19 protein-coding genes and 1 tRNA gene are annotated in these 18522 nt (G+C 74.5%); 12 read left to right on the top strand and 8 right to left on the bottom strand.

Features of this window, described 5'->3' with window-relative positions; translation table 11 throughout:
- Positions 1-74 precede the first annotated feature (74 nt).
- The 3 genes from AB0E19_RS20015 (at position 75) to AB0E19_RS20025 (ending at position 2304) form a co-directional block, all read left to right on the top strand.
- Positions 75-1652 (top strand): NCS1 family nucleobase:cation symporter-1, encoded by a 1578-nt coding sequence (locus AB0E19_RS20015; protein ID WP_362181589.1) that lies wholly within the window; start codon positions 75-77, stop codon positions 1650-1652.
- A 45-nt stretch (positions 1653-1697) separates the two neighbouring features.
- Positions 1698-2111, top strand: a complete 414-nt coding sequence (locus AB0E19_RS20020; protein ID WP_362181592.1) for a VOC family protein — start codon at positions 1698-1700, stop codon at positions 2109-2111.
- A gap of 108 nt (positions 2112-2219) precedes the next feature.
- Positions 2220-2304: transfer RNA gene (locus AB0E19_RS20025), tRNA-Leu, on the top strand.
- Positions 2305-2374: 70 nt separating this feature from the next.
- On the opposite strand, the gene AB0E19_RS20030 is transcribed toward AB0E19_RS20025, so the two are convergent.
- The 3 genes from AB0E19_RS20030 to AB0E19_RS20040 all read right to left on the bottom strand — a co-directional run bounded on the left by AB0E19_RS20030 (position 2375) and on the right by AB0E19_RS20040 (position 5270).
- A complete protein-coding gene (locus tag AB0E19_RS20030; RefSeq protein ID WP_362181595.1) occupies positions 2375-3172 on the bottom strand; it encodes a serine protease in 798 nt (265 codons plus the stop codon).
- A 71-nt stretch (positions 3173-3243) separates the two neighbouring features.
- On the bottom strand, positions 3244-4131 hold the full coding sequence (locus tag AB0E19_RS20035) for a hypothetical protein (RefSeq protein ID WP_362181598.1): 888 nt from the start codon (positions 4129-4131) through the stop codon (positions 3244-3246).
- 83 nt (positions 4132-4214) lie between these two features.
- Positions 4215-5270 carry a biotin/lipoate A/B protein ligase family protein gene (locus AB0E19_RS20040; protein WP_362181601.1) on the bottom strand — a complete coding sequence of 352 codons (1056 nt, stop codon included), beginning with the start codon at positions 5268-5270 and terminating at the stop codon, positions 4215-4217.
- A 112-nt stretch (positions 5271-5382) separates the two neighbouring features.
- Here AB0E19_RS20040 and AB0E19_RS20045 point away from each other — a divergent pair, with 112 nt between their 5' ends.
- From AB0E19_RS20045 to AB0E19_RS20070, 6 genes are all read left to right on the top strand, one after another.
- Positions 5383-6231 carry an inositol monophosphatase family protein gene (locus tag AB0E19_RS20045; protein ID WP_362181604.1) on the top strand — a complete coding sequence of 283 codons (849 nt, stop codon included), beginning with the start codon at positions 5383-5385 and terminating at the stop codon, positions 6229-6231.
- A 143-nt stretch (positions 6232-6374) separates the two neighbouring features.
- Positions 6375-7808, top strand: a complete 1434-nt coding sequence (locus AB0E19_RS20050; protein ID WP_362181606.1) for an NAD(P)/FAD-dependent oxidoreductase — start codon at positions 6375-6377, stop codon at positions 7806-7808.
- Between the two features lie 9 nt (positions 7809-7817).
- On the top strand, positions 7818-8438 hold the full coding sequence (locus tag AB0E19_RS20055) for an L-threonylcarbamoyladenylate synthase (protein WP_362181609.1): 621 nt from the start codon (positions 7818-7820) through the stop codon (positions 8436-8438).
- A gap of 110 nt (positions 8439-8548) precedes the next feature.
- Positions 8549-9328: a metallophosphoesterase gene (locus AB0E19_RS20060; protein WP_362181612.1), complete on the top strand. Its 780-nt coding sequence runs from the start codon at positions 8549-8551 to the stop codon at positions 9326-9328.
- A 56-nt stretch (positions 9329-9384) separates the two neighbouring features.
- Complete coding sequence (locus tag AB0E19_RS20065; protein WP_362181615.1) at positions 9385-10854, top strand: AlkA N-terminal domain-containing protein; 1470 nt, start codon at positions 9385-9387, stop codon at positions 10852-10854.
- A 12-nt stretch (positions 10855-10866) separates the two neighbouring features.
- The gene (locus AB0E19_RS20070; RefSeq protein WP_362181618.1) at positions 10867-11385 is read left to right on the top strand and encodes a methylated-DNA--[protein]-cysteine S-methyltransferase; all 519 of its coding nucleotides are present in this window, start codon (positions 10867-10869) and stop codon (positions 11383-11385) included.
- Here the strand turns inward: AB0E19_RS20070 and AB0E19_RS20075 are convergent.
- Entirely contained in the window at positions 11382-12098 is a 717-nt protein-coding gene (locus AB0E19_RS20075; protein ID WP_362181621.1) for a Sir2 family NAD-dependent protein deacetylase, read from the bottom strand. The genes AB0E19_RS20070 and AB0E19_RS20075 overlap by 4 nt on opposite strands.
- Before the next feature lie 64 nt (positions 12099-12162).
- On the opposite strand from AB0E19_RS20075, the gene AB0E19_RS20080 reads away from it, so the two are divergent.
- Positions 12163-12366 carry a type II toxin-antitoxin system VapB family antitoxin gene (locus AB0E19_RS20080; protein WP_030497067.1) on the top strand — a complete coding sequence of 68 codons (204 nt, stop codon included), beginning with the start codon at positions 12163-12165 and terminating at the stop codon, positions 12364-12366.
- On the top strand, positions 12363-12548 hold the full coding sequence (locus tag AB0E19_RS20085; protein WP_362181626.1) for a hypothetical protein: 186 nt from the start codon (positions 12363-12365) through the stop codon (positions 12546-12548). The genes AB0E19_RS20080 and AB0E19_RS20085 overlap by 4 nt, the downstream gene beginning before the upstream one ends.
- 7 nt (positions 12549-12555) lie before the next feature.
- Here the strand turns inward: AB0E19_RS20085 and AB0E19_RS20090 are convergent, their stop codons facing one another.
- From AB0E19_RS20090 to AB0E19_RS20100, 3 genes are read right to left on the bottom strand one after another with little or no spacing between them, the layout of a single operon-like run.
- Positions 12556-13050 carry an NUDIX hydrolase gene (locus AB0E19_RS20090; RefSeq protein WP_362181628.1) on the bottom strand — a complete coding sequence of 165 codons (495 nt, stop codon included), beginning with the start codon at positions 13048-13050 and terminating at the stop codon, positions 12556-12558.
- Positions 13047-14123 carry an ADP-ribosylglycohydrolase family protein gene (locus AB0E19_RS20095; protein ID WP_362181630.1) on the bottom strand — a complete coding sequence of 359 codons (1077 nt, stop codon included), beginning with the start codon at positions 14121-14123 and terminating at the stop codon, positions 13047-13049. The genes AB0E19_RS20090 and AB0E19_RS20095 overlap by 4 nt, the downstream gene beginning before the upstream one ends.
- The gene (locus AB0E19_RS20100; RefSeq protein WP_362181633.1) at positions 14120-15826 is read right to left on the bottom strand and encodes a BCCT family transporter; all 1707 of its coding nucleotides are present in this window, start codon (positions 15824-15826) and stop codon (positions 14120-14122) included. Before AB0E19_RS20100 ends, AB0E19_RS20095 begins: the two co-directional genes overlap by 4 nt.
- A gap of 112 nt (positions 15827-15938) precedes the next feature.
- Here AB0E19_RS20100 and AB0E19_RS20105 point away from each other — a divergent pair, with 112 nt between their 5' ends.
- On the top strand, positions 15939-17090 hold the full coding sequence (locus AB0E19_RS20105) for a glycerate kinase (RefSeq protein ID WP_362181635.1): 1152 nt from the start codon (positions 15939-15941) through the stop codon (positions 17088-17090).
- Between the two features lie 97 nt (positions 17091-17187).
- Here the strand turns inward: AB0E19_RS20105 and AB0E19_RS20110 are convergent, their stop codons facing one another.
- Positions 17188-18387 carry a helix-turn-helix domain-containing protein gene (locus tag AB0E19_RS20110; protein WP_362181638.1) on the bottom strand — a complete coding sequence of 400 codons (1200 nt, stop codon included), beginning with the start codon at positions 18385-18387 and terminating at the stop codon, positions 17188-17190.
- Positions 18388-18522: the final 135 nt, after the last annotated feature.

Consider the following 18522-nt stretch of genomic DNA (forward strand, 5'->3'; position numbering starts at 1 on the left):
CCTGCCCGCCCCCCTTCCCGCACGGCCCCTTCAGCACCGTCCCCACCACCGACCGAACGAAGGGTTCCGCCGCCATGACCGCCACCACCCCCACGAGCCCCACCGGAAGACCCGAGGGCGAGGACCCCGGCGCGACCGACGGACGGGTGGGCCTCGCGCCCGGCGCCGCACCCGCCGACGCCCGCTTCGTCAACGCCGACCTCCTGCCCGTGCCCGTCGCCGAACGCCGCTGGACCACGTACAACTTCGCCGCCCTCTGGGTCGGCATGGCGCACAACATCCCCTCCTGGATGCTCGCCTCCGGTCTCGTCGCGCTCGGCATGGACTGGAAGCAGGCCGTCCTCACGATCGCGCTCGCCAATGTGATCGTCCTCCTCCCGATGCTGCTCACCGGCCACGCCGGCCCCAAGTACGGCATCCCCTTCCCGGTCCTCGCCCGCGCCTCCTTCGGGCTGCGCGGCGCCAACCTCCCCGCGCTCGTCCGGGCCGGCGTCGCCTGCGCCTGGTTCGGCATCCAGACCTGGATCGGCGGGCAGGGCATCTTCGTCCTGCTCGACAAGGTCTTCGGCGGAAGCTGGCGGGAGGCGACGCAGGTCGCCGGCGAACCATGGACGTTGTGGCTCTGTTTCGTCCTCTTCTGGATGCTCGAACTCGCCCTCATATACCGGGGGATGGAGACCCTGCGCCGCTTCGAGAACTGGGCGGCGCCCTTCGTCCTCGTCGGAGCGGTGGTGCTCCTCGTGTGGATCGCCGTCGAGGCCGGTGGCTTCGGCCCGCTGCTCGACCAGCCCTCGCGGCTCGGCTGGGGCGCCGACTTCTGGCCCGTCTTCTTCCCCGCCCTCATGGGCATGATCGCCTTCTGGTCGACCCTCAGCCTCAACATCCCCGACTTCACCCGCTTCGGCGCCGGCCAGCGCGCCCAGGTCTACGGCCAGACCCTCGGCCTGCCGACGACGATGACGGCCTTCGCACTCCTCTCGGTCCTCGTCACCTCCGGCTCGCAGGCCGTGTACGGGGTGCCCGTCTGGGACCCGGTGGAGCTCGCCGCCCGGTCCGACGACGTCTTCGGGCTCCTCTTCGCCCTCGTGACCGTGCTGGTGGCCACCCTCTCGGTGAACATCGCCGCGAACGTCGTCTCGCCCGCGTACGACCTCGCCAACCTCGCGCCGAAGCACATCGACTTCCGCAGGGGCGCGCTGATCACCGGCGTCGTCGGCGTCCTGATCATGCCGTGGAAGCTCACCTCCACGCCCGAGCTGTACATCTTCACCTGGCTCGGACTCGTCGGCGGGCTGCTCGGGACGGTCGCCGGCATCCTCATCGCCGACTACTGGCTCGTCCGCCGCACGACCCTCGACCTCGACGGGCTGTACCGCGCCGACGGCCCCTACTGGTACCGGGGCGGCTGGAACCCGGCGGCCGTCGCCGCCTTCGCCGTCGGAGGGGTCCTCGCCGTCGGCGGCTCCCACTCGGCCCCGGGCACCGGCCCCTTCCCGGAGGACGGCCTCGTGCCCTTCCTCAAGCCCCTCGCCGACTACGGCTGGGCCGTCGGCCTGGCCGCCGCCCTCCTCCTCTACACGGCGCTCATGGGGCGCCGTCGTCGGAGTGACGTCCCGGCGCGGCAGGGCGGCGGCACGGGACCGGCTGCCTAGGGTCGGTCGCACGTCTGACCCCCCTCGGCTCGGAGAGGAGCCCCCGTGGCCTCACGGCTCAACCCCTACCTCAGCTTCGCCGGCTCGGCGAAGCAAGCCCTCGACTTCTACCGGGAGGTGTTCGGCGGCGAGCCCGTCGTCAACACCTACTCCCAGTACGGCGAGGCGCCCCCCGGCTTCGCGGACAAGATCATGCACGGCATGCTGGAGACCCCGGCGGGCTTCACGCTGATGGTCGCGGACGCCCCGCCCGGCATGGACCACACCCCCGGCTCGACCATCAGCATCAGCGTCAGCGGCGACGACGAGACCGAACTCCGCGGCTACTGGGACAGGCTCTCCGCGCGCGGCACGGTCTCCGTCCCGCTGGAGAAGCAGATGTGGGGCGACGTCTTCGGCATGTGCACCGACGAGTTCGGCGTCGTCTGGATGGTGAACATCGCCGGACAGCCCTCCTGATCCCCCCGCCGCCGCCCTGACCACAGGAAACGTGGGTGAGAAGCACCTCGAACACCTGGTAGATTGATGTTCGTCGCCGCGAGGGAAACCAGCGGAGACCAACACCTTGTCCGGGTGGCGGAATGGCAGACGCGCTAGCTTGAGGTGCTAGTGCCCTTTATCGGGCGTGGGGGTTCAAGTCCCCCCTCGGACACGATCGACGACGAGCCGTGCGGCCGGTGAGAACCGGACCGCGCGGCTCGTTCTCGTGCACCCGGGCGTCCTCAGGCCGCCGGCGGGCGGACGCCCGTCGTGCGGGTGATCCACGCCAGGTGGGAGGTGATCCTGGTGTTCACCGCCGGGGTGTCCGTGGCGCAGCCGCGGCCGTAGGAGACCAGGGCCGCCAGGACCGGGCGGCCGGTTCCGGTGCGGCGGGCGAGGGGGCCGCCGGAGTCGTAGACGCAGGTGTCGCGGCCGGGGGTCCAGGTGCAGAGCTGGGCCGGGGTGAGGGAGCCGACGCCCCGGCGGGCGCACGCGGCGTGGGGGACGGTGTCGAGGGTGACCGTGCGCAGGACCGGGGAGGGGCCCTCGCCGAAGGCGGTCGCGCCCCAGCCGACGGCTTCCAGACGGGTGTGGTCGAACGATTCTGCAGGTGCGGGGAGAGCGATCGGCCGTACCCCCGCGTCCGGGCGGACCGGGGTCTCCAGGGTGATCACGGCGAGGTCGTCGTGCTGGGTGCGGCGGTCGTAGCCGGGGTGGACGGTGAAGCGGACGGGGCGGGCCACGCGCGCGTGCCGGGACTCCGTCGCCGTGCGCAGGTCGTGGTCGCCGAGGAGCACCGCGACCCGGCGGGTGTCCGCGTACGAACCGGTCAGGCAGTGCGCGGCCGTCAGGACGTGCCGCGAGCCGATCAGCGCGCCGCCGCAGAACTGCCGGCGGTGCTCCACGTCGACCAGCGCCGCCACGTAGGGGTACGCCCCCGGGGCCGCCTCCCGCCCGCCGACGACGGCCACCGCCTCGCGCGGCGCGGCCGGCACCGCCGCCAGCACCATCCCGGCGAGCGCCGCCGCCACCGTCCTCACCCGTCCCAATGTGCCCTCCGTGGCCGTCGACCCAGCGTGTCCACGACGTCAACGAGCCGACGACGGGCAGGTCACCGCTCCGCGTCGGGCCGCCAGCCGGGGACGTAAGAGGCCGCCGCCCCCTCCCAGGCCGGGACACCGCCCGGGAAGGGCCAGGCGCGGGTCGGGGCGGAGATGTCGGCTACCGCGGCCAGTTCGCGCGCGAGCCGGCGGGCCTCGCCCGACGCCCGGACCGCCCGCAGAGGGCCCTCCTCCAGCGCCTCCATCCGCTCCTCGTACAGCTCCACCAGTCGCTCCCCGTACAGCGCCGGCACCCTCGGGTCGGCCGCCCGGGACAGGATCAGCACCTCGGGCCGGCCGCCCTCCGCGAGCGCCGCCGTCAGCCGGTCGTGGCCGTCCAGGACGACGGGGACGTTCAGGCCGCTGATCCACCAGGCGAACACCGGCGGCAGCACGCCCTCCCGGTAGTGGCGGCGGTACGCCTTCACCCGGGGCGCCTCCGGGACGGACAGGGCCCGCAGCGGCAGCAGGTCGCGGGCGTCGCCGTCCGGGTCGCCGTACCCGAACCAGGTGAGGTGCCCCCGGTCCGTGTCGTACGGCAGCAGGTGCGACCAGTGGCGCTCGACGAACCAGTCCGAGGCGTCCGGCGCCAGCCGCCACTCGCCCTCGTGCAGCGGCCCGGCATCCGCCGCCCGCAGCTCCGCCTCCGCGTGCGCCGCCCACCGCTCCGTCCACGCCGCCCCGCCGGGCTCCGCGAACTCCGCGTACGCGCGCACCCGTTCGGCCCGCAGCGGCGCCAGCGGCGACACGTACCGGCCCGTCCGCGCGTAGTGCAGGCCCCGGTGCGTCACCCGCTGCCGGGCGAAGAGCACCGGTACCGCCCCCTGCACCAGCACGAGCCGCCGCCCGTCGGCGCACTCCATCCGCAGCCCGGGCCGCACCGGGAATCCCACACGCATGCCGGCAACCCTAGGGCCTGCCTGCCCCTTCCCGCCGGGTCCGGCCCGCCCGGCCTGATCCGACGCGAAGGGGCAGACAGGCCCTAGGGGACCCGCGCGGTCCACTCGGGGGAGGAGAACTTGCTCTCCGCCAGCTCCTTGGCGGCGGCCAGCTCCTCCTCCGTGACCCGGCCCTCCGTCAGGCCGTAGCGCCGCCGGAAGGAGGCGATCATCCGCTCGATCACCGCCTCGCGCGGCAGACCCGTCTGCCGGCGCAGCGGGTCGACGCGCTTCTTCGCGCTCGTGGTGCCCTTGTCGGAGAGCTTCTCGCGGCCGATCCGCAGCACCTCGGTCATCTTGTCGGCGTCGATGTCGTACGCCATCGTCACGTGGTGCAGCACCGCGCCCGCGCCCGTCACCATCCGCTTCTGCGCCGCCCCCGCGATCTTCCCGGCCTCGGTGGCGATGTCGTTGAGCGGCTGGTACCAGGCCTTCACGCCCATGTCGCCGAGTGCGCCCAGCACCCAGTCGTCGAGGTAGGCGTAGCTGTCGGCGAAGGACAGGCCCTGCACCAGGGCGTCGGGCACCGACAGGGAGTACGTGATGGTGTTGCCGGGCTCGATGAACATGGCGCCGCCGCCGCTGATCCGGCGCACGACACCGATGCCGTGCCGCTCGGCCGCCTCCGCGTCCACCTCGTTGCGCAGCGACTGGAAGCTGCCGATGACGACGGCGGGCGCGCCCCACTCCCAGACCCGCAGGGTCGGCGGCCGGCGGCCGGCCGCGACCTCGGCGGTGATCACCTCGTCGAGCGCCATGTGCAGGGCGGGCGACTGCGGCGGCTCGTGGACCAGCTGCCAGTCGTAGTCGGTCCAGTCGGTGGCGTGGGCGAGCGCCCGGCGGACGGCGATGCCGACGCCCTCGCTGGTGAGGCCGTACATCTGGGTTCCCGGTGGCAGCGCCGCGTCGATGCGGGCCGCGAGGCCGGAGGCGTCGGTGTCGGCGGGGGCGCCCTCCAGGGCGCGGTCGATGGAGAGGATCGCCTCGTCGGGTTCGAGGAAGAAGTCCCCCGCCACCCGCACGCGGCGCAGCACCCCGTCCTCGACGTCCAGATCGACGACGACGAGCTTCTCGCCGGGCGCCTTGTACTCACCGTGCACCGTTTCGTCCCCTTTCTGCAGGTTGTGGTGATCCTAGTCAGACACGCGTGTCCCGTGGAGGGAGCCGTCAGGCGCCGTACCGGTCGTCGCACCGGCGTGCTTAGCTGGGTGCATGATCGAGTCCTTCCTTGAGCACGTTCTCGGCGGTGGTACGACGGAGGTGGAGGAGGCGGTCCGCAAGGCGGTCGCGGCGGAGGTCATGCCGCGCTTCCGGCAGCTCGCCGACCACGAGATCATCGAGAAGAAGGGGCCGTACGACCTGGTGACGGTCGCCGACCGGGCGGCCGAGGAGCGGCTGACCGCGGCGCTGACCGCGCTGCTGCCCGGCTCCGCCGTGGTCGGCGAGGAGGCCGTCCACGCCGACCCGGGGCGGTACGACGCGCTGCGCGGCGACGCGCCGGTCTGGATCGTCGACCCGGTGGACGGCACCCGCCAGTTCGTCCAGGGCGACCCTTCCTTCTGCACCCTCGTCGCCCTCGCCCACCACGGCGAGCTCCTCGCCTCCTGGACCTACGCGCCCGCCCTCGGCGAGCTGGCCGTCGCCGTCCGGGGGCGCGGCGCGGTGCTCAACGGCGAGCGGATCCGGTCCGGTTCGCCCGCCCCGGGCGCCGTCCTCGACGTCGCCACCTCGCACCCCGACTACTCCACGCCCGAGCAGAAGCGGGCCCTCCTCGGACTCGTCACCGAGGGCGTCCGGCCCCGGCCGTGCGGCTCGGCAGGGCTGGAGTACCTGTCGATCGCCCGGGGCACGCTCGACGCCACCGCCTTCAGCTGGGAATACGCCTGGGACCACGCGGCCGGGCTGCTGCTCGTGGCGGAGGCGGGCGGCGCGCAGACGACCGTCACCGGCGAGCCGTTCCGGATCGCCGGGGGCAACGCGCTGCCGTTCACGGCCGCCCGGGACGCCGCCACCGCCGAGCGCGTCCGCACCCTCCTCGCCGGCGCCCCGACCGAGGACTGACCCATGGTCACCAGGCCCGCCCGGCCCCGGAACCGCCCCCGCGCGGTGGCGGAAGGCGTGGTTCCCCGGGGGGCGCCGTGGCGGCGGGGCGCCCGGGCCTATCCTGGGCCTGCCGGAGCGCCGGCCGACGTGAGGAGCACGAGGTGACGTCACTGCTCGACGCCGTCGTCGTGGGGGCGGGGCCCAACGGACTGACCGCCGCCGTGGAGCTGGCCCGACGCGGCCACTCCGTGGCCGTGTTCGAGGCGAAGGAGACCGTCGGCGGCGGAGCCCGCACCGAGGAGCTGACCCTCCCCGGCTTCCGCCACGACCCCTGCTCGGCCGTCCACCCGCTGGGCGCCGGCTCGCCCGTCTTCCGGACCATGCCGCTCGACCGGTACGGCCTGGAGTGGCTCCACCCCGAACTGCCCATGGCCCACCCCTGGGACGACGGCACCGCCGCCGTCCTCTCCCGCTCCGTCGCCGAGACCGCCGCCTCCCTCGGGCCGCGCGACGCCGGTGCCTACCGCCGGCTCGTCACCCCCTTCCTCGGCCGGTGGGAGACGCTCTTCCGGGACTTCATGCAGCTGCCGCTGACCGCGCTGCCCCGCGACCCGGTCGGCCTCGCCCGCTTCGGCCTCGCCGGACTGCCGCCCTCCACCTGGCTGCTGCGCCGCTTCCGCGACGAGAAGGCCCGCGCCCTCTTCGCCGGCCTCGTCGGCCACGTCATCGCGCCGCTCGACGGCTTCGCCACCTCCGCCGTCGGGCTCGTCTTCGCGCTCGCCGCGCACGCCGTCGGCTGGCCCGTGCCCCGCGGCGGCTCCCAGGCGATCCCGGACGCCCTCACCGCGTACCTCACCGAGCTCGGCGGCACCGTCCACACCGGCTACGAGGTCAAGCGCCTCGACGACCTGCCGCCCGCCCGCGCCTACCTCTTCGACACCTCGCCCACCGCCCTCGCCCGCATCACCGGCTTCGGCGCCCACCACTACGCCCACTACCGGTACGGCGCCTCCGCCTTCAAGCTCGACTACGCCCTCGACGGGCCCGTGCCGTGGACCGCCGAGGCCGCCCGCCGGGCCGGCACCGTCCAGGTCGGGCCCACCGCCCGCGCGATCGACACCGCCCTGCGCCAGGCCTCCTCCGGCTCCGCGCCCGAGACGCCGTTCCTCATCACCGCCCAGCCCAGCCTCGTCGATCCCTCCCGCGCCCCCGAGGGCAAGCACGTCTTCTGGGCGTACGGCCACGTGCCCAACGGCTGGCGCGGTGACCTCACCGACGCGATCGAGCGGCAGATCGAGCGCTTCGCCCCCGGCTTCCGGGACCGGGTCCTCGCCCGCGCCACCGCCGGACCGCCCGAGCTCGCCGCGCGCAACGCCAACTACATCGGCGGCGACATCGCCTGCGGCGCCGCCCGCGGCCTCCAGCTCGTGCTGCGCCCCACCCTCTCCCCGTGGCCGTACCGCACCCCCCACCCCGCGGTCTTCCTCTGCTCCGCCGCCACCCCGCCGGGCCCCGGCGTCCACGGCATGTCCGGGCACAACGCGGCCAAAGCCGTCTGGCGCCACCTCAGAACCCTCGACGGCGCGGGAACCTAGACTCGGCCCATGGCGAAGTACATCGACGTGCACCCCGAGAACCCGCAGCCGCGCATCATCGACGGCGTGGCCGACTCGATCCGCAAGGGCGGGCTCATCGCCTACCCCACCGACTCCTGCTACGCCCTCGGCAGCCGGATCGGCAACCACGAGGGCCTCACCCGCATCCGGGAGATCCGCCGCCTCGACGACCGGCACCACTTCACCCTCATGTGCGCGGACTTCGCCCAGCTCGGCCAGCTCGTGCACATCGACAACCGGGTCTTCCGCGCCGTCAAGTCCGCCGTCCCCGGCGCGTACACCTTCATCCTGCCCGGCACCAAGGAGGTGCCCCGGCAGCTCCTCCACCCGAAGAAGAAGACCGTCGGCGTCCGCATCCCCGACCACGTCGTCACCCAGGCGCTGCTCGCGTCACTCGGCGAACCCCTGCTCTCCAGCACCCTCCTGCTGCCCGACGAGGAGGAGCCGCTCACCCAGGGCTGGGAGATCAAGGAGCGGCTCGACCACCAGGTCGACGCCGTCCTCGACTCCGGGGACTGCGGCACCGTCCCCACCACCGTCGTCGACTTCTCCAGCGGCGATCCCGAGGTCGTCCGGGTCGGCGCGGGGGACCCCACCCGCTTCGAGTGAGCGGAGCGGAAAGGGCCACCTCACCGACGGTGGCCCTTACGCGCCCGTCATGATCACCGTACGGTCGGCCGGGTGAACCACCGTTCACCCCGACCGTCGGAGGCCCACGCGTGATCGTCATCGCCCACGTCAGCGACATCCACATCGACGCGGGGGAGCGCGCCACCGCGCGCACCCGCGCCGTCCTGCGCCACCTCGAAGGGCTCCCGTACGACCTGGCGGCCGTCCTCGTCTCCGGCGACATCGCCGACCACGGCGCCCCCGCCGAGTACGACGGCGCCCGCGCCCTCCTCGCCGGCCGCCACCCCCTCGTCGTCTGCCCCGGCAACCACGACGACCGCGCCGCCTTCCGGGCCGGTCTCGCGCCGCTGCTCCACGAGGACGGCGACCCCGCGCCCACCGCCCCCGTCGACCAGGTGCTGCGCGGCGACGGCTTCGTCCTCGCCGTCTGCGACTCCTCGATCCCCGGCAAGCACGACGGATACCTGGAGGACTCCACCCTGGAGTGGCTGGACCGGGTCCTCACCGACACCCCGCACGACACGCCCGTCCTCGTCGCCTTCCACCACCCGCCGGTGCCGCTGCACACCCCGTACGTCGACGAGATCCGGCAGTACGGCGAGGACCGGCTGGCCGCGCTCGCCGCCCGCCACCCCCACCTCACCGCGTTCCTCGCCGGGCACGCCCACACCGCCGCCGCCACCACCTTCGCCGGCCGCCCGCTGCTCGTCGCCCCCGGCACCGTCTCCACCCTCCGGCTGCCCTGGGAGCACCCCGGCCCCGACAGCCCGCACGTCCACCTGGACACCCCGCCCGGGGTCGCCTTCCACGTCCTCGACGACGAGGGCCGGATCACCACCCACTTCCGGACGGTGCCGGTCTCCGACTGAACGTCCATGTCGTTTTTCTGCCAGCCCGGGGCCCGCGCATCGACGATCCTGGATCCATGCACACCGAGAGCGAGCGCTGTGTGCGGGCCGTCCAGTCCAAGGACGCCCGCTTCGACGGCGTCTTCTTCACCGCCGTCCGCACGACCCGGATCTACTGCCGCCCCAGCTGCCCGGCCGTCCCGCCGAAGCCCGAGAACATGGAGTTCCACCCCAGCGCCGCCGCCTGCCAGCGGGCCGGCTTCCGGGCCTGCAAGCGGTGCCGCCCCGACACCAGCCCCGGCTCCCCGGAGTGGAACGTGCGGGCCGACGCCGTCGCCCGCGCCGTCCGCCTGATCCAGGACGGGGTCGTCGACCGGGAGGGCGTCCCCGGGCTCGCCCGCCGACTCGGCTGGTCCACCCGGCAGATCGAGCGCCAGCTCCTCGCCGAGCTGGGCGCGGGCCCGCTCGCCCTGGCCCGCGCCCAGCGCGCCCAGACCGCCCGCACCCTCGTCGAGACGACGGCGCTGCCCTTCGGCGAGATCGCCTTCGCCGCCGGTTTCGCCTCCATCCGCTCCTTCAACGACACCGTCCGGCAGGTCTTCGGCCTCAGCCCCGGCGAGCTGCGCGCCCGCGCCGCCCGGCCCGCCGCGCCCCACCCGCCCGGCGTGATCAGCCTCCGGCTGCCCTTCCGGGCCCCGCTGGAGCCGTCCAACCTCTTCGGCCACCTCGCCGCCACCGCCGTCCCCGGCGTCGAGGAGTGGCGCGACGGCGCCTACCGCCGCACCCTCGCCCTCCCGTACGGGCACGGGATCGTCGCCCTCGCCCCGCGCCCCGACCACGTCGCCTGCCGGCTCTCCCTCACCGACCCCCGCGACCTCACCCACGCGATCAGCCGCTGCCGCCGCCTCCTCGACCTCGACGCCGACCCCGTCGCCGTCGACGACCGGCTGCGCGCCGACCCGCTGTTCGCCCCGCTCGTCGACCAGGCGCCCGGGCGACGCGTGCCGGGCACGGTCGACCCCGCCGAGTTCGCGGTCCGCGCCGTCCTCGGCCAGCAGGTCTCCACGGCCGCCGCCCGCACCCACGCGGCCCGGCTCGTCACCGCCCACGGCGTGCCCGTCGAGGACCCCGAAGGCGGGCTCACCCACCTCTTCCCGGCCCCCGAGGCGCTCGCCGGACTCGACCCCGAGACCCTCGCCCTGCCCCGCAGCCGCCGCACCACCCTGCTGACCCTGGTCGGCGCGCTCGCCGACGGCAGCCTCTCCCTCGGCCCCGACACCGACCGTGCCGAGACCCGCGCCCGGCTGCTCGCACTGCCCGGTTTCGGCCCCTGGACCACCGAGATCATCGCCATGCGCGCGCTCGGCGACCCCGACGCCTTCCTCCCCGGCGACCTCGGCATCCGCCGCGCCGCCGAGGGCCTCGGCCTGCCCGGCACCCCCGCCGCGCTCACCGCCCGCTCCGCCGACTGGGCGCCCTGGCGCGCGTACGCCGTCCAGTACCTGTGGGCGACCGACAGCCACCCCATCAACCACCTCCCCGCGTAAGGAAGGTCAGCCATGCCCCGCACCACCACGCCCCGCACGGTCGTGCACACGGTCGTGGACAGCCCCTACGAGCCGCTGACCCTGGTGGCCGTCGACGGCGTCCTCAGCCGCGTCCACATGACCGGCCAGCGCCACCGCCCGCCCGAGGAGAGCTTCGGCGCGCCCGACCCCCGCCCGTTCGGGGAGGCGATCCGCCAGCTCGACGCCTACTTCGACGGCGAGCTCACCGAGTTCGACCTTCCGCTCCACCTGGAGGGCACCCCGTTCCAGCTGCGCGTCTGGGAGCAGCTCCGGCTCATCCCGTACGGGGAGACCCGCACGTACGGCGAACTCGCCGAGGCCCTCGGCAGCCCCAACGCCTCCCGCGCGGTCGGCCTCGCCAACGGCAAGAACCCCGTCAGCGTCATCGTCCCCTGCCATCGCGTCATCGGCTCCGGCGGCAGCCTCACCGGCTACGGCGGCGGCCTGGACCGCAAGCAGCGGCTGCTCGCCTTCGAGTCGGGCGCCGCCGCCCCGGACGCGCTCTTCTAGACGAGCCGTTCCAGGAGCGCCGGCAGGGCCGTGCCGATCGGTTCGCGCAGGACCTCGGCGGCCAGCGGGTCGTACGGGGTCGGCTCGGCGTTCACGATGATCAGCCGGGCCCCGTGCTCGGCCGCGATCCCGGCCAGCGAGGCGGCCGGCTGCACCTGGAGGCTCGTACCGACCGCGACGAACACCTCGGCCGCCTTGGCCACCGACATCGCGTTCGCGAGCACCACCGGGTCGAGCCGCTGCCCGAACATCACGGTCGCCGGCTTCAGGATCCCGCCGCAGGCCCGGCACGCCGGATCCGGGTCGCCCGCCTCCAGGCGCTCCAGCGCCTCCGCCATCGGCGAGCGGGCGTGGCAGGCCGTGCACACCACCGAGCGGGCGGTGCCGTGCAGTTCGAACACCTTCCGGTCGGGCACCCCGGCGGCCTGGTGCAGCCCGTCCACGTTCTGGGTGATCACCCGAACCGCGTTCCCGGTCCGCTCGAACGCCGCGATCGCGCGGTGCGCCGCGTTGGGCTCCGCCGTCAGGACCGGGGCGTCGCGCCGCATCAGCCAGGAGCGGCGGCGGACCTCCGGGTCGGCCATGTACGGCCCGTAGGTGACCAGCCGTTCGGCCTCGGGGTCCCGCCGCCACAGGCCGTTCGGCCCCCGGTAGTCCGGGATGCCCGAGTCCGTGGAGATACCGGCACCGGAGAGGATCGCGACCATCGTCATGGCGGGAGCGTAGGCACCCCGGATCGGCTCCCGCGACCGGGTTTCCCGGTGCTAGGTTCCGTCCATGGCCAAGGTGAACATCGCGCTCGACGCCGAACTCGTCGTGGAAGTCATGGTCCTGGCGGGAGTCGGCAGCCCGCAGGACGCCGTGGAGGCCGTCGTCCGCGACTACATCGCGCGCGGCCACCGCACGGAGGCGAGGACCGCCACCCGCGACGAGGCCAACCGCACCGGCGAGATGCTGCCGCCCGAGCCCCCGCAGGGATGAGCGCCCCGGCGGCCCCGGATCCCGACCGGCGCGCCCGGCTGCTCATCGGCGGCTGCTTCGGCGTCCTCATCGCGGCGATCCTGTCGGCCGCCCTCGCGATGCTGCTGATGTCCGTGGCGATCACGGGCTTCTACGACCGGGGCGGCGACGACTCCCAACCCGTGCCCACGGCACCGGGGTGACGGATCGTCAGTCCTCGGTGGGCAGGCCGTCGACCAGCTCCGCCGGACCGCTCCCCTCGGCCAGGGCGCGCAGACCGGCCAGCACCCGGGGGCCCAGGCTGCCCGGCAGGTGGGCCGGCACCTCGGACGGCTCGATCAGCTTCCAGGAGACGAGCTCGGCCTCCTGGAGCCGGATCTGCGCGAACCGCTCCTCGGCGAGCACCCCGCCGTCGTACAGGTACGCCACCACCGGCGGCCGGGCCGGGCTCTGCGACCAGTCCACCGCGATCAGCGGCCCCGGCCGCACGTCCAGGCCGATCTCCTCCAGGGTCTCCCGGCGGGCCGCCTGCCGGGGCGTCTCGCCCGCGTCGGACTCGACCGTGCCGCCCGGCAGCACCCAGCCCTCGCGGTAGTTCGGCTCCACGACGAGGAGCCGCCCGCGGGCGTCCCGGAAGAGCACGGCGGCACCGGCGAGGACCCGGGGGAGGCCGGCGATGTAGGTGGCGTAGTCGGTGACGGTCACGGGGCCAGCGTAGCCAGTCGGAGCGTCCGCTCGGCGAGTCGGCGGATACTCGCCCCGTCGAAGCCGTACACGGCGCTGCGCACCCGGTCGTTCAGCGGCCGCGACCACTGCGGCGGGATCGCCGCCGCCCCGCACAGCACCCCGGCGACCGATCCGGCCGTCGCGCCGTTGGAGTCCGTGTCCAGGCCGCCGCGCACGGTCAGCGCGATGGTGCGGGTGAAGTCGCCCCCGCCGTACAGCAGTCCGGAGGTCAGCACCGCCGCGTTGGGCACCACGTGGATCCAGCCGAGCCCCGCCGTCCGCGCCGCCATCTCGTCGAGCGTCGCCGGCCAGCCGAGCCCCGCCTCGTACAGCGCGATCGTCTCCCGTACGGTCCGGGCCAGCCGGCTGCCCGCGGGCACCACCTCCAGGGAGGCGGCCAGGGCGGAGCGGGCGTCGGGCGCGGTGAAGGCGGCGGCGACCAGGGCGGCCGCCCACATCGCCCCGTACACCCCGTTCCCGGTGTGCGAGACCACCGCGTCCCGGCGGGCCAGGCCGGCCGCCCGGCGCGGGTCGCCGGGGCTCGTGAAGCCGTAGACGTCCGCCCTGATCAGCGCCCCGATCCACTCCTGGCAGGGGTTGTCGTACGTGGCGGTCAGCGGCGGGCGCAGCCCGTTGGCGAGGTTCCGGTAGGCGGCCCGCTCGGCGGTGAACGTCTGGAGGTACGGCAGCCGCAGCAGCCACAGCTCGCCCACCTGCTCGGTGGTGAAGCCGAAGCCGTGCGTCTCCAGGAGGTGCAGGCCGAGCAGCGTGTAGTCGACGTCGTCGTCCCGGCAGCTCTCGCGGATCCCGCCGCGCACGCACCGGGGCCACTCGGGCCGCAGGGCGAAGCCCTCCGCGCCGGCGGGCGGGGGCGGCAGGTAGTCGGTCAGCGGCAGCGCGTCGGCGAGCCGCAGATAGGCGTCGATCCGCTCCCGGGTCCAGTGCTCGCCCTGTTCGACCGGCTTGCCGAGCATGTTCCCGGCGATCCGGCCGGTCCAGCCGCCGAGGATCCGGTCGGCGAGGTCCGGGCGCCGCCCGGAGCCGCCCGTCATGCCCCGCCGTCCTTCGGCGGCTCGCCGCCCTCCGTGTCGGCGCGGGAGCGGGCCGCGCGGTGCAGCCGGTGGTGGCGGCCGCCGCCGCCCTGCTCGGTCATCGCCTCGCCGACCAGGGCCCGTACCGCGTCCCGCATCCCGTGCAGTGCGTGGTGCCGGGCGGGGCCCGCGCCCGGGTCCTCCCGCAGCTCCTTCACCAGCGCCCAGCACAGCACCAGCATGACCACCACGAACGGCAGGGCCACCAGGATCGTCGCCGTCTGGAGCGAGTCCAGGCCGCCCGCGACAAGCAGCACCGCCGCGACCGCCGCCATCAGCACGCCCCAGGTCACCACCAGCCACGTCGGCGGGTGCAGCGAGCCGCGGCTGGTCAGCGAGCCCATGACGAGCGAGGCCGAGTCGGCGCTGGTGACGAAGTACGTCATCACCAGGAGCATCGCCACGACCGAGGTGACCGTGCCGAGCGGCAGCGCCTCCAGCATCGCGAAGAGCGAGGCCTCCGCCCCGTCCTTCACCGCCGTCGCCAGATCGGCCTCGCCGGTGGACTCCAGCCGGATCGCCGTGCCGCCCATCACGCAGAACCAGACCACGGTCGCCCCGGAGGGCACCAGCAGCACGCCGACCAGGAACTCGCGGATCGTCCGGCCGCGCGAGATCCGGGCGATGAAGGTGCCGACGAACGGCGCCCAGGACAGCCACCAGGCCCAGTAGAAGATCGTCCAGGCGCCCAGCCACTCGCGGTCGGTGAAGGCGCCGGTGCGGCTCGCCATCGGCAGCAGCTGGTGGAGGTAGCCGCCGACGGAGGCCGGGATGGTGTCCAGGATGTAGACGGTCGGACCGAGCAGGAAGACGAAGAGCGCCAGGCAGGCGGCGAGCACGATGTTCAGCGTCGACAGCCACTTCACCCCCTTGTGCAGGCCGGAGAAGGCCGACAGGACGAAGGCCGCCGACAGCGAGGCGATGATGATCAGCTCGGTGGCCGTGGAGTCCTCGACGCCCATCGTGAGGTTCAGGCCCTCCGCCACCTGGAGCGCGCCCAGGCCCAGGCTGGTCGCGGTGCCGAAGACGGTCGCGAAGACCGCGAGCAGGTCGATCGCCCTGCCCTGCCAGGACCGGGCCCGGCGCTCCCCGAGGAGCGGCACGAAGGCGCTGCTCAGCCGGTTGCCGCGGCCCTTGCGGAAGCCCGCGTACGCCAGGGCCAGACCGGCGATGCCGTAGATCGCCCACGGGGTCAGCGTCCAGTGGAAGAAGGAGTACTCCATCGCCGTCCGGGCCGCCGCGCCCGTCCCCGCCGGGCCGCCGCCCGGCGGCGGGGCCAGGAAGTGCTGGAGCGGCTCGCCGACGCCGTAGAACATCAGGCCGATGCCCATGCCGGCGCTGAACATCATCGCGATCCACGCCAGATTGGTGAACTCCGGCTCCGAGTCGTCCGCGCCGAGGCGGATCCGGCCGTACCGGCTCAGGGCGAGCACCACGCACAGCACCAGGAAGGTGTCGGCCGCGATCACGAACAGCCAGGCGAAGTTGTCCAGCACCCAGGAGAGGGCCGAGGACGAGGCGCTGTCGAAGGAGTCCTTGCCGAGCGCCGCCCAGCCGACGACCCCGACGACGGCGGCCACGCCGATCCCGATGACCTTCGTGTCGGGCGCGTGCCGTTCCGGTACATGATCCGGAGACGGCGGCTCGTTCATATCCGTGCTCATGTGAGCCCACTATGGTCGGACATTTGCTGTTATCCGGGGGTGGCACGCCGTCTGGCCGTACGGATAGGGTCGGCCCTGGCGCGACTGCCTGTTCGAAAGCAAGGGATGCAAGGTGACGGACGGAGCAGCAACTCAGGTCGCTCACGTGCTCGTGGCGGCCGACAAGTTCAAGGGCTCGCTCACGGCCGTACAGGTCGCGGAGCGGGTCACGGCGGGACTCCGGAAGGTCGTCCCCGGCCTCTCGGTCGAGGCCCTGCCCGTCGCCGACGGCGGCGACGGCACGGTCGCGGCGGCCGTCGCGGCCGGCTTCGACCGCCACGAGGTACGGGTCACGGGACCGGTCGGCGATCCCGTCACCGCCGCGTTCGCGCTGCGCGGTACCACGGCGGTCGTCGAGATGGCGGAGGCGTCGGGCCTCCAGCTCCTCCCCGCCGGCACGTTCGCCGCTCTGACCGCCACGACGTACGGCTCCGGCGAGCTGCTGCGCGCGGCGCTCGACGCGGGCGCCACCACGATCGTCTTCGGCGTCGGCGGCAGTGCCACGACCGACGGCGGCGCCGGCATGCTCGCCGCGCTCGGCGCGGTCTTCCTCGACGCGGACGGCGAGCCCGTCGGCCCCGGCGGCGCGGCCCTCGCGGAGCTGGCCTCCGCCGACCTGGCCGCCCTCGACCCGCGCTTCGCCGGCGTCGAGTTCATCCTCGCCAGCGACGTCGACAACCCGCTGACCGGCCCCAAGGGCGCGCCCGCCGTCTACGGCCCGCAGAAGGGCGCCACGCCCGAGGACGTCGAGACCCTCGACGCGGCCCTCGCGCACTACGCCCGGGTCCTGGAGAAGGCGATCGGCCCGAAGGCCACCGAGCTCGCCGCGTCCCCGGGCGCCGGCGGCGCCGGCGGCATCGGCTACGGCGCCCTCCTCCTCGGCGCGAGCTTCCGCCCCGGCATCGAGCTGATGCTGGAGGTCCTCGGCTTCGCCCCCGCCCTGGAGCGTGCCACCCTCGTCATCACCGGCGAGGGCTCCCTCGACGAGCAGACCCTCCACGGCAAGGCCCCCGCGGGCGTGGCGGCGGCCGCGAGGGCGGCCGGCAAGGAGGTCGTGGCGGTCTGCGGCCGCCTGGCCCTCCCCCCGGAGACCCTGGGCACCGCCGGCATCCGCCGCGCCTACCCCCTCTCGGCCCTGGAACCGGACCCCGCCAAGTCCATCCCGAACGCCGGCCCCCTCCTGGAGGAAGTGGCGTCCCAGATCGCGCGGGACTTCCTGGCGTAGCGCGTCAGGGCCGGGGTGCGGCGACGCCCCCGGCCCGTCACGGCGACTCGGGCCGTTCGCGTCATCGTCACGGCGGCATCCTGCCGGCCGGCGACCGTCACCCCTGTGCCGTCAGCCGGAACGCGTCCAGCGCCAGCGTCATCTCCGTGAGGTCCCTCGGCCGGGACAGCGACCGGGAGGTCAGCTGTTCCAGGCGCCGCAGGCGGTTGAAGACCGTGTTGCGGTGGCAGTAGAGGCGGCCGGCGGCGCGGCCCGCCGAGCCTTCGCAGTCCAGCCAGACGTCCAGGGTCTCCAGGAGGACCGCGCGGTCCGCCGGGTCCAGTCCGAGGAGGCCGCCGAGGACGTCCGTGACGAGGAGTTCCGCCAGGTCCGGCCGGCCGACGATCAGGGCGCCCGCCATCCGGCGGTCCAGGCGGACCACCTGGCGGGTGCCGGGCGGGCAGGTGCGCAGGGCGAGCTCGGCGAGGCGGCGGGCGCGGCCCAGTTCGGTCAGGCCCGTGACGACCGGGCTGATGCCGCCCGGGCCCGGGGCCCGCCCGTCGAGGAGGTCCGCCAGCGCGTCGAGGCCCGTGCCGTCGGCGAGCGCCACCACGCCGATCTCGCAGTCGGCCCGCATCCGCCACAGGAACCGCAGTCCCTCCGCCCGTACCTGGCGGTGGAAGGGCTCCCGCTCCTCCCGGCGGTCCGGGCGCAGCACGACCACCGCGTACCGGCCCTGCTCGGGCAGGTCCAGGCCCGCCGCCGCCCGCGTCACCATCTCCGGCGCCCGCTCGCCTTCGAGAAGGGCGTCGAGGAGCGCCTGGAGCTGCTCGTCCGTGCGCCGCCGCAGCTCCGCCTCCGTCGCCCGGTACGCCTCCGAGGCCCGGTCCGCCTGCGCGTCCACCGCCGACCACACCGTCGTCGCCGACTGCATCAGCGCCGCCAGCTGGACCGCGTCCGGGCCCGCGCCCTCGATCAGCGCGTCCCACACCAGATGGCCCGCGTGCCGGTAGGCGTGCACCACCAGCTCCAGCGGCATGCCCTGCTCGGCCCGCCGCCGGCCCATCAGCTCCGCGTGCTCCAGGTCCCGCCGGGGCGAGTGCCGGGGTGCCGAGATCATCTCGATGCCGATCCGGATCGCCTCGTGCGCCTCCTGCCAGTGCTGGTCGTACGGCACGATCCGCCCGTAGGCGGGCTCGTACGCGTGCAGTTCCGTCAGATGCTCGTCCACCAGCTCCGGCACCCGCTCCAGAAGCGCCGTGCACGCGCGGGCGAGCACCTTCCAGTCGTCACCGGTCCGCCGTCTGCGCCGTCCCATGCCGGGAGCATCCACCGCTCCGCGCCTCACGGCAACGCCCTGACGCGCGGTGTTGTGCGCGTGCACAGCCCTCCGGCTGCCCCGCTGGTCACCGGCAGCGTTTGCGGCGCCGGGCGTGGACGGACCCTCGGGCGC

The organism is Streptomyces sp. NPDC047974, assembly GCF_040653375.1.
GTDB lineage: Bacteria > Actinomycetota > Actinomycetes > Streptomycetales > Streptomycetaceae > Streptomyces.

Excerpts from the sequence above, each read along its gene's own strand:
- AB0E19_RS20015 (WP_362181589.1), top strand. The coding sequence starts at position 75 with ATGACCGCCACCACCCCCACGAGCCCCACCGGAAGACCCGAGGGCGAG.
- AB0E19_RS20035 (WP_362181598.1), bottom strand. The coding sequence starts at position 4,131 with ATGCGTGTGGGATTCCCGGTGCGGCCCGGGCTGCGGATGGAGTGCGCC.
- AB0E19_RS20045 (WP_362181604.1), top strand. The coding sequence starts at position 5,383 with ATGATCGAGTCCTTCCTTGAGCACGTTCTCGGCGGTGGTACGACGGAG.
- AB0E19_RS20055 (WP_362181609.1), top strand. The coding sequence starts at position 7,818 with ATGGCGAAGTACATCGACGTGCACCCCGAGAACCCGCAGCCGCGCATC.
- AB0E19_RS20065 (WP_362181615.1), top strand. The coding sequence starts at position 9,385 with ATGCACACCGAGAGCGAGCGCTGTGTGCGGGCCGTCCAGTCCAAGGAC.
- AB0E19_RS20070 (WP_362181618.1), top strand. The coding sequence starts at position 10,867 with ATGCCCCGCACCACCACGCCCCGCACGGTCGTGCACACGGTCGTGGAC.
- AB0E19_RS20075 (WP_362181621.1), bottom strand. The coding sequence starts at position 12,098 with ATGACGATGGTCGCGATCCTCTCCGGTGCCGGTATCTCCACGGACTCG.
- AB0E19_RS20080 (WP_030497067.1), top strand. The coding sequence starts at position 12,163 with ATGGCCAAGGTGAACATCGCGCTCGACGCCGAACTCGTCGTGGAAGTC.
- AB0E19_RS20085 (WP_362181626.1), top strand. The coding sequence starts at position 12,363 with ATGAGCGCCCCGGCGGCCCCGGATCCCGACCGGCGCGCCCGGCTGCTC.
- AB0E19_RS20095 (WP_362181630.1), bottom strand. The coding sequence starts at position 14,123 with ATGACGGGCGGCTCCGGGCGGCGCCCGGACCTCGCCGACCGGATCCTC.
- AB0E19_RS20100 (WP_362181633.1), bottom strand. The coding sequence starts at position 15,826 with ATGAGCACGGATATGAACGAGCCGCCGTCTCCGGATCATGTACCGGAA.
- AB0E19_RS20110 (WP_362181638.1), bottom strand. The coding sequence starts at position 18,387 with ATGGGACGGCGCAGACGGCGGACCGGTGACGACTGGAAGGTGCTCGCC.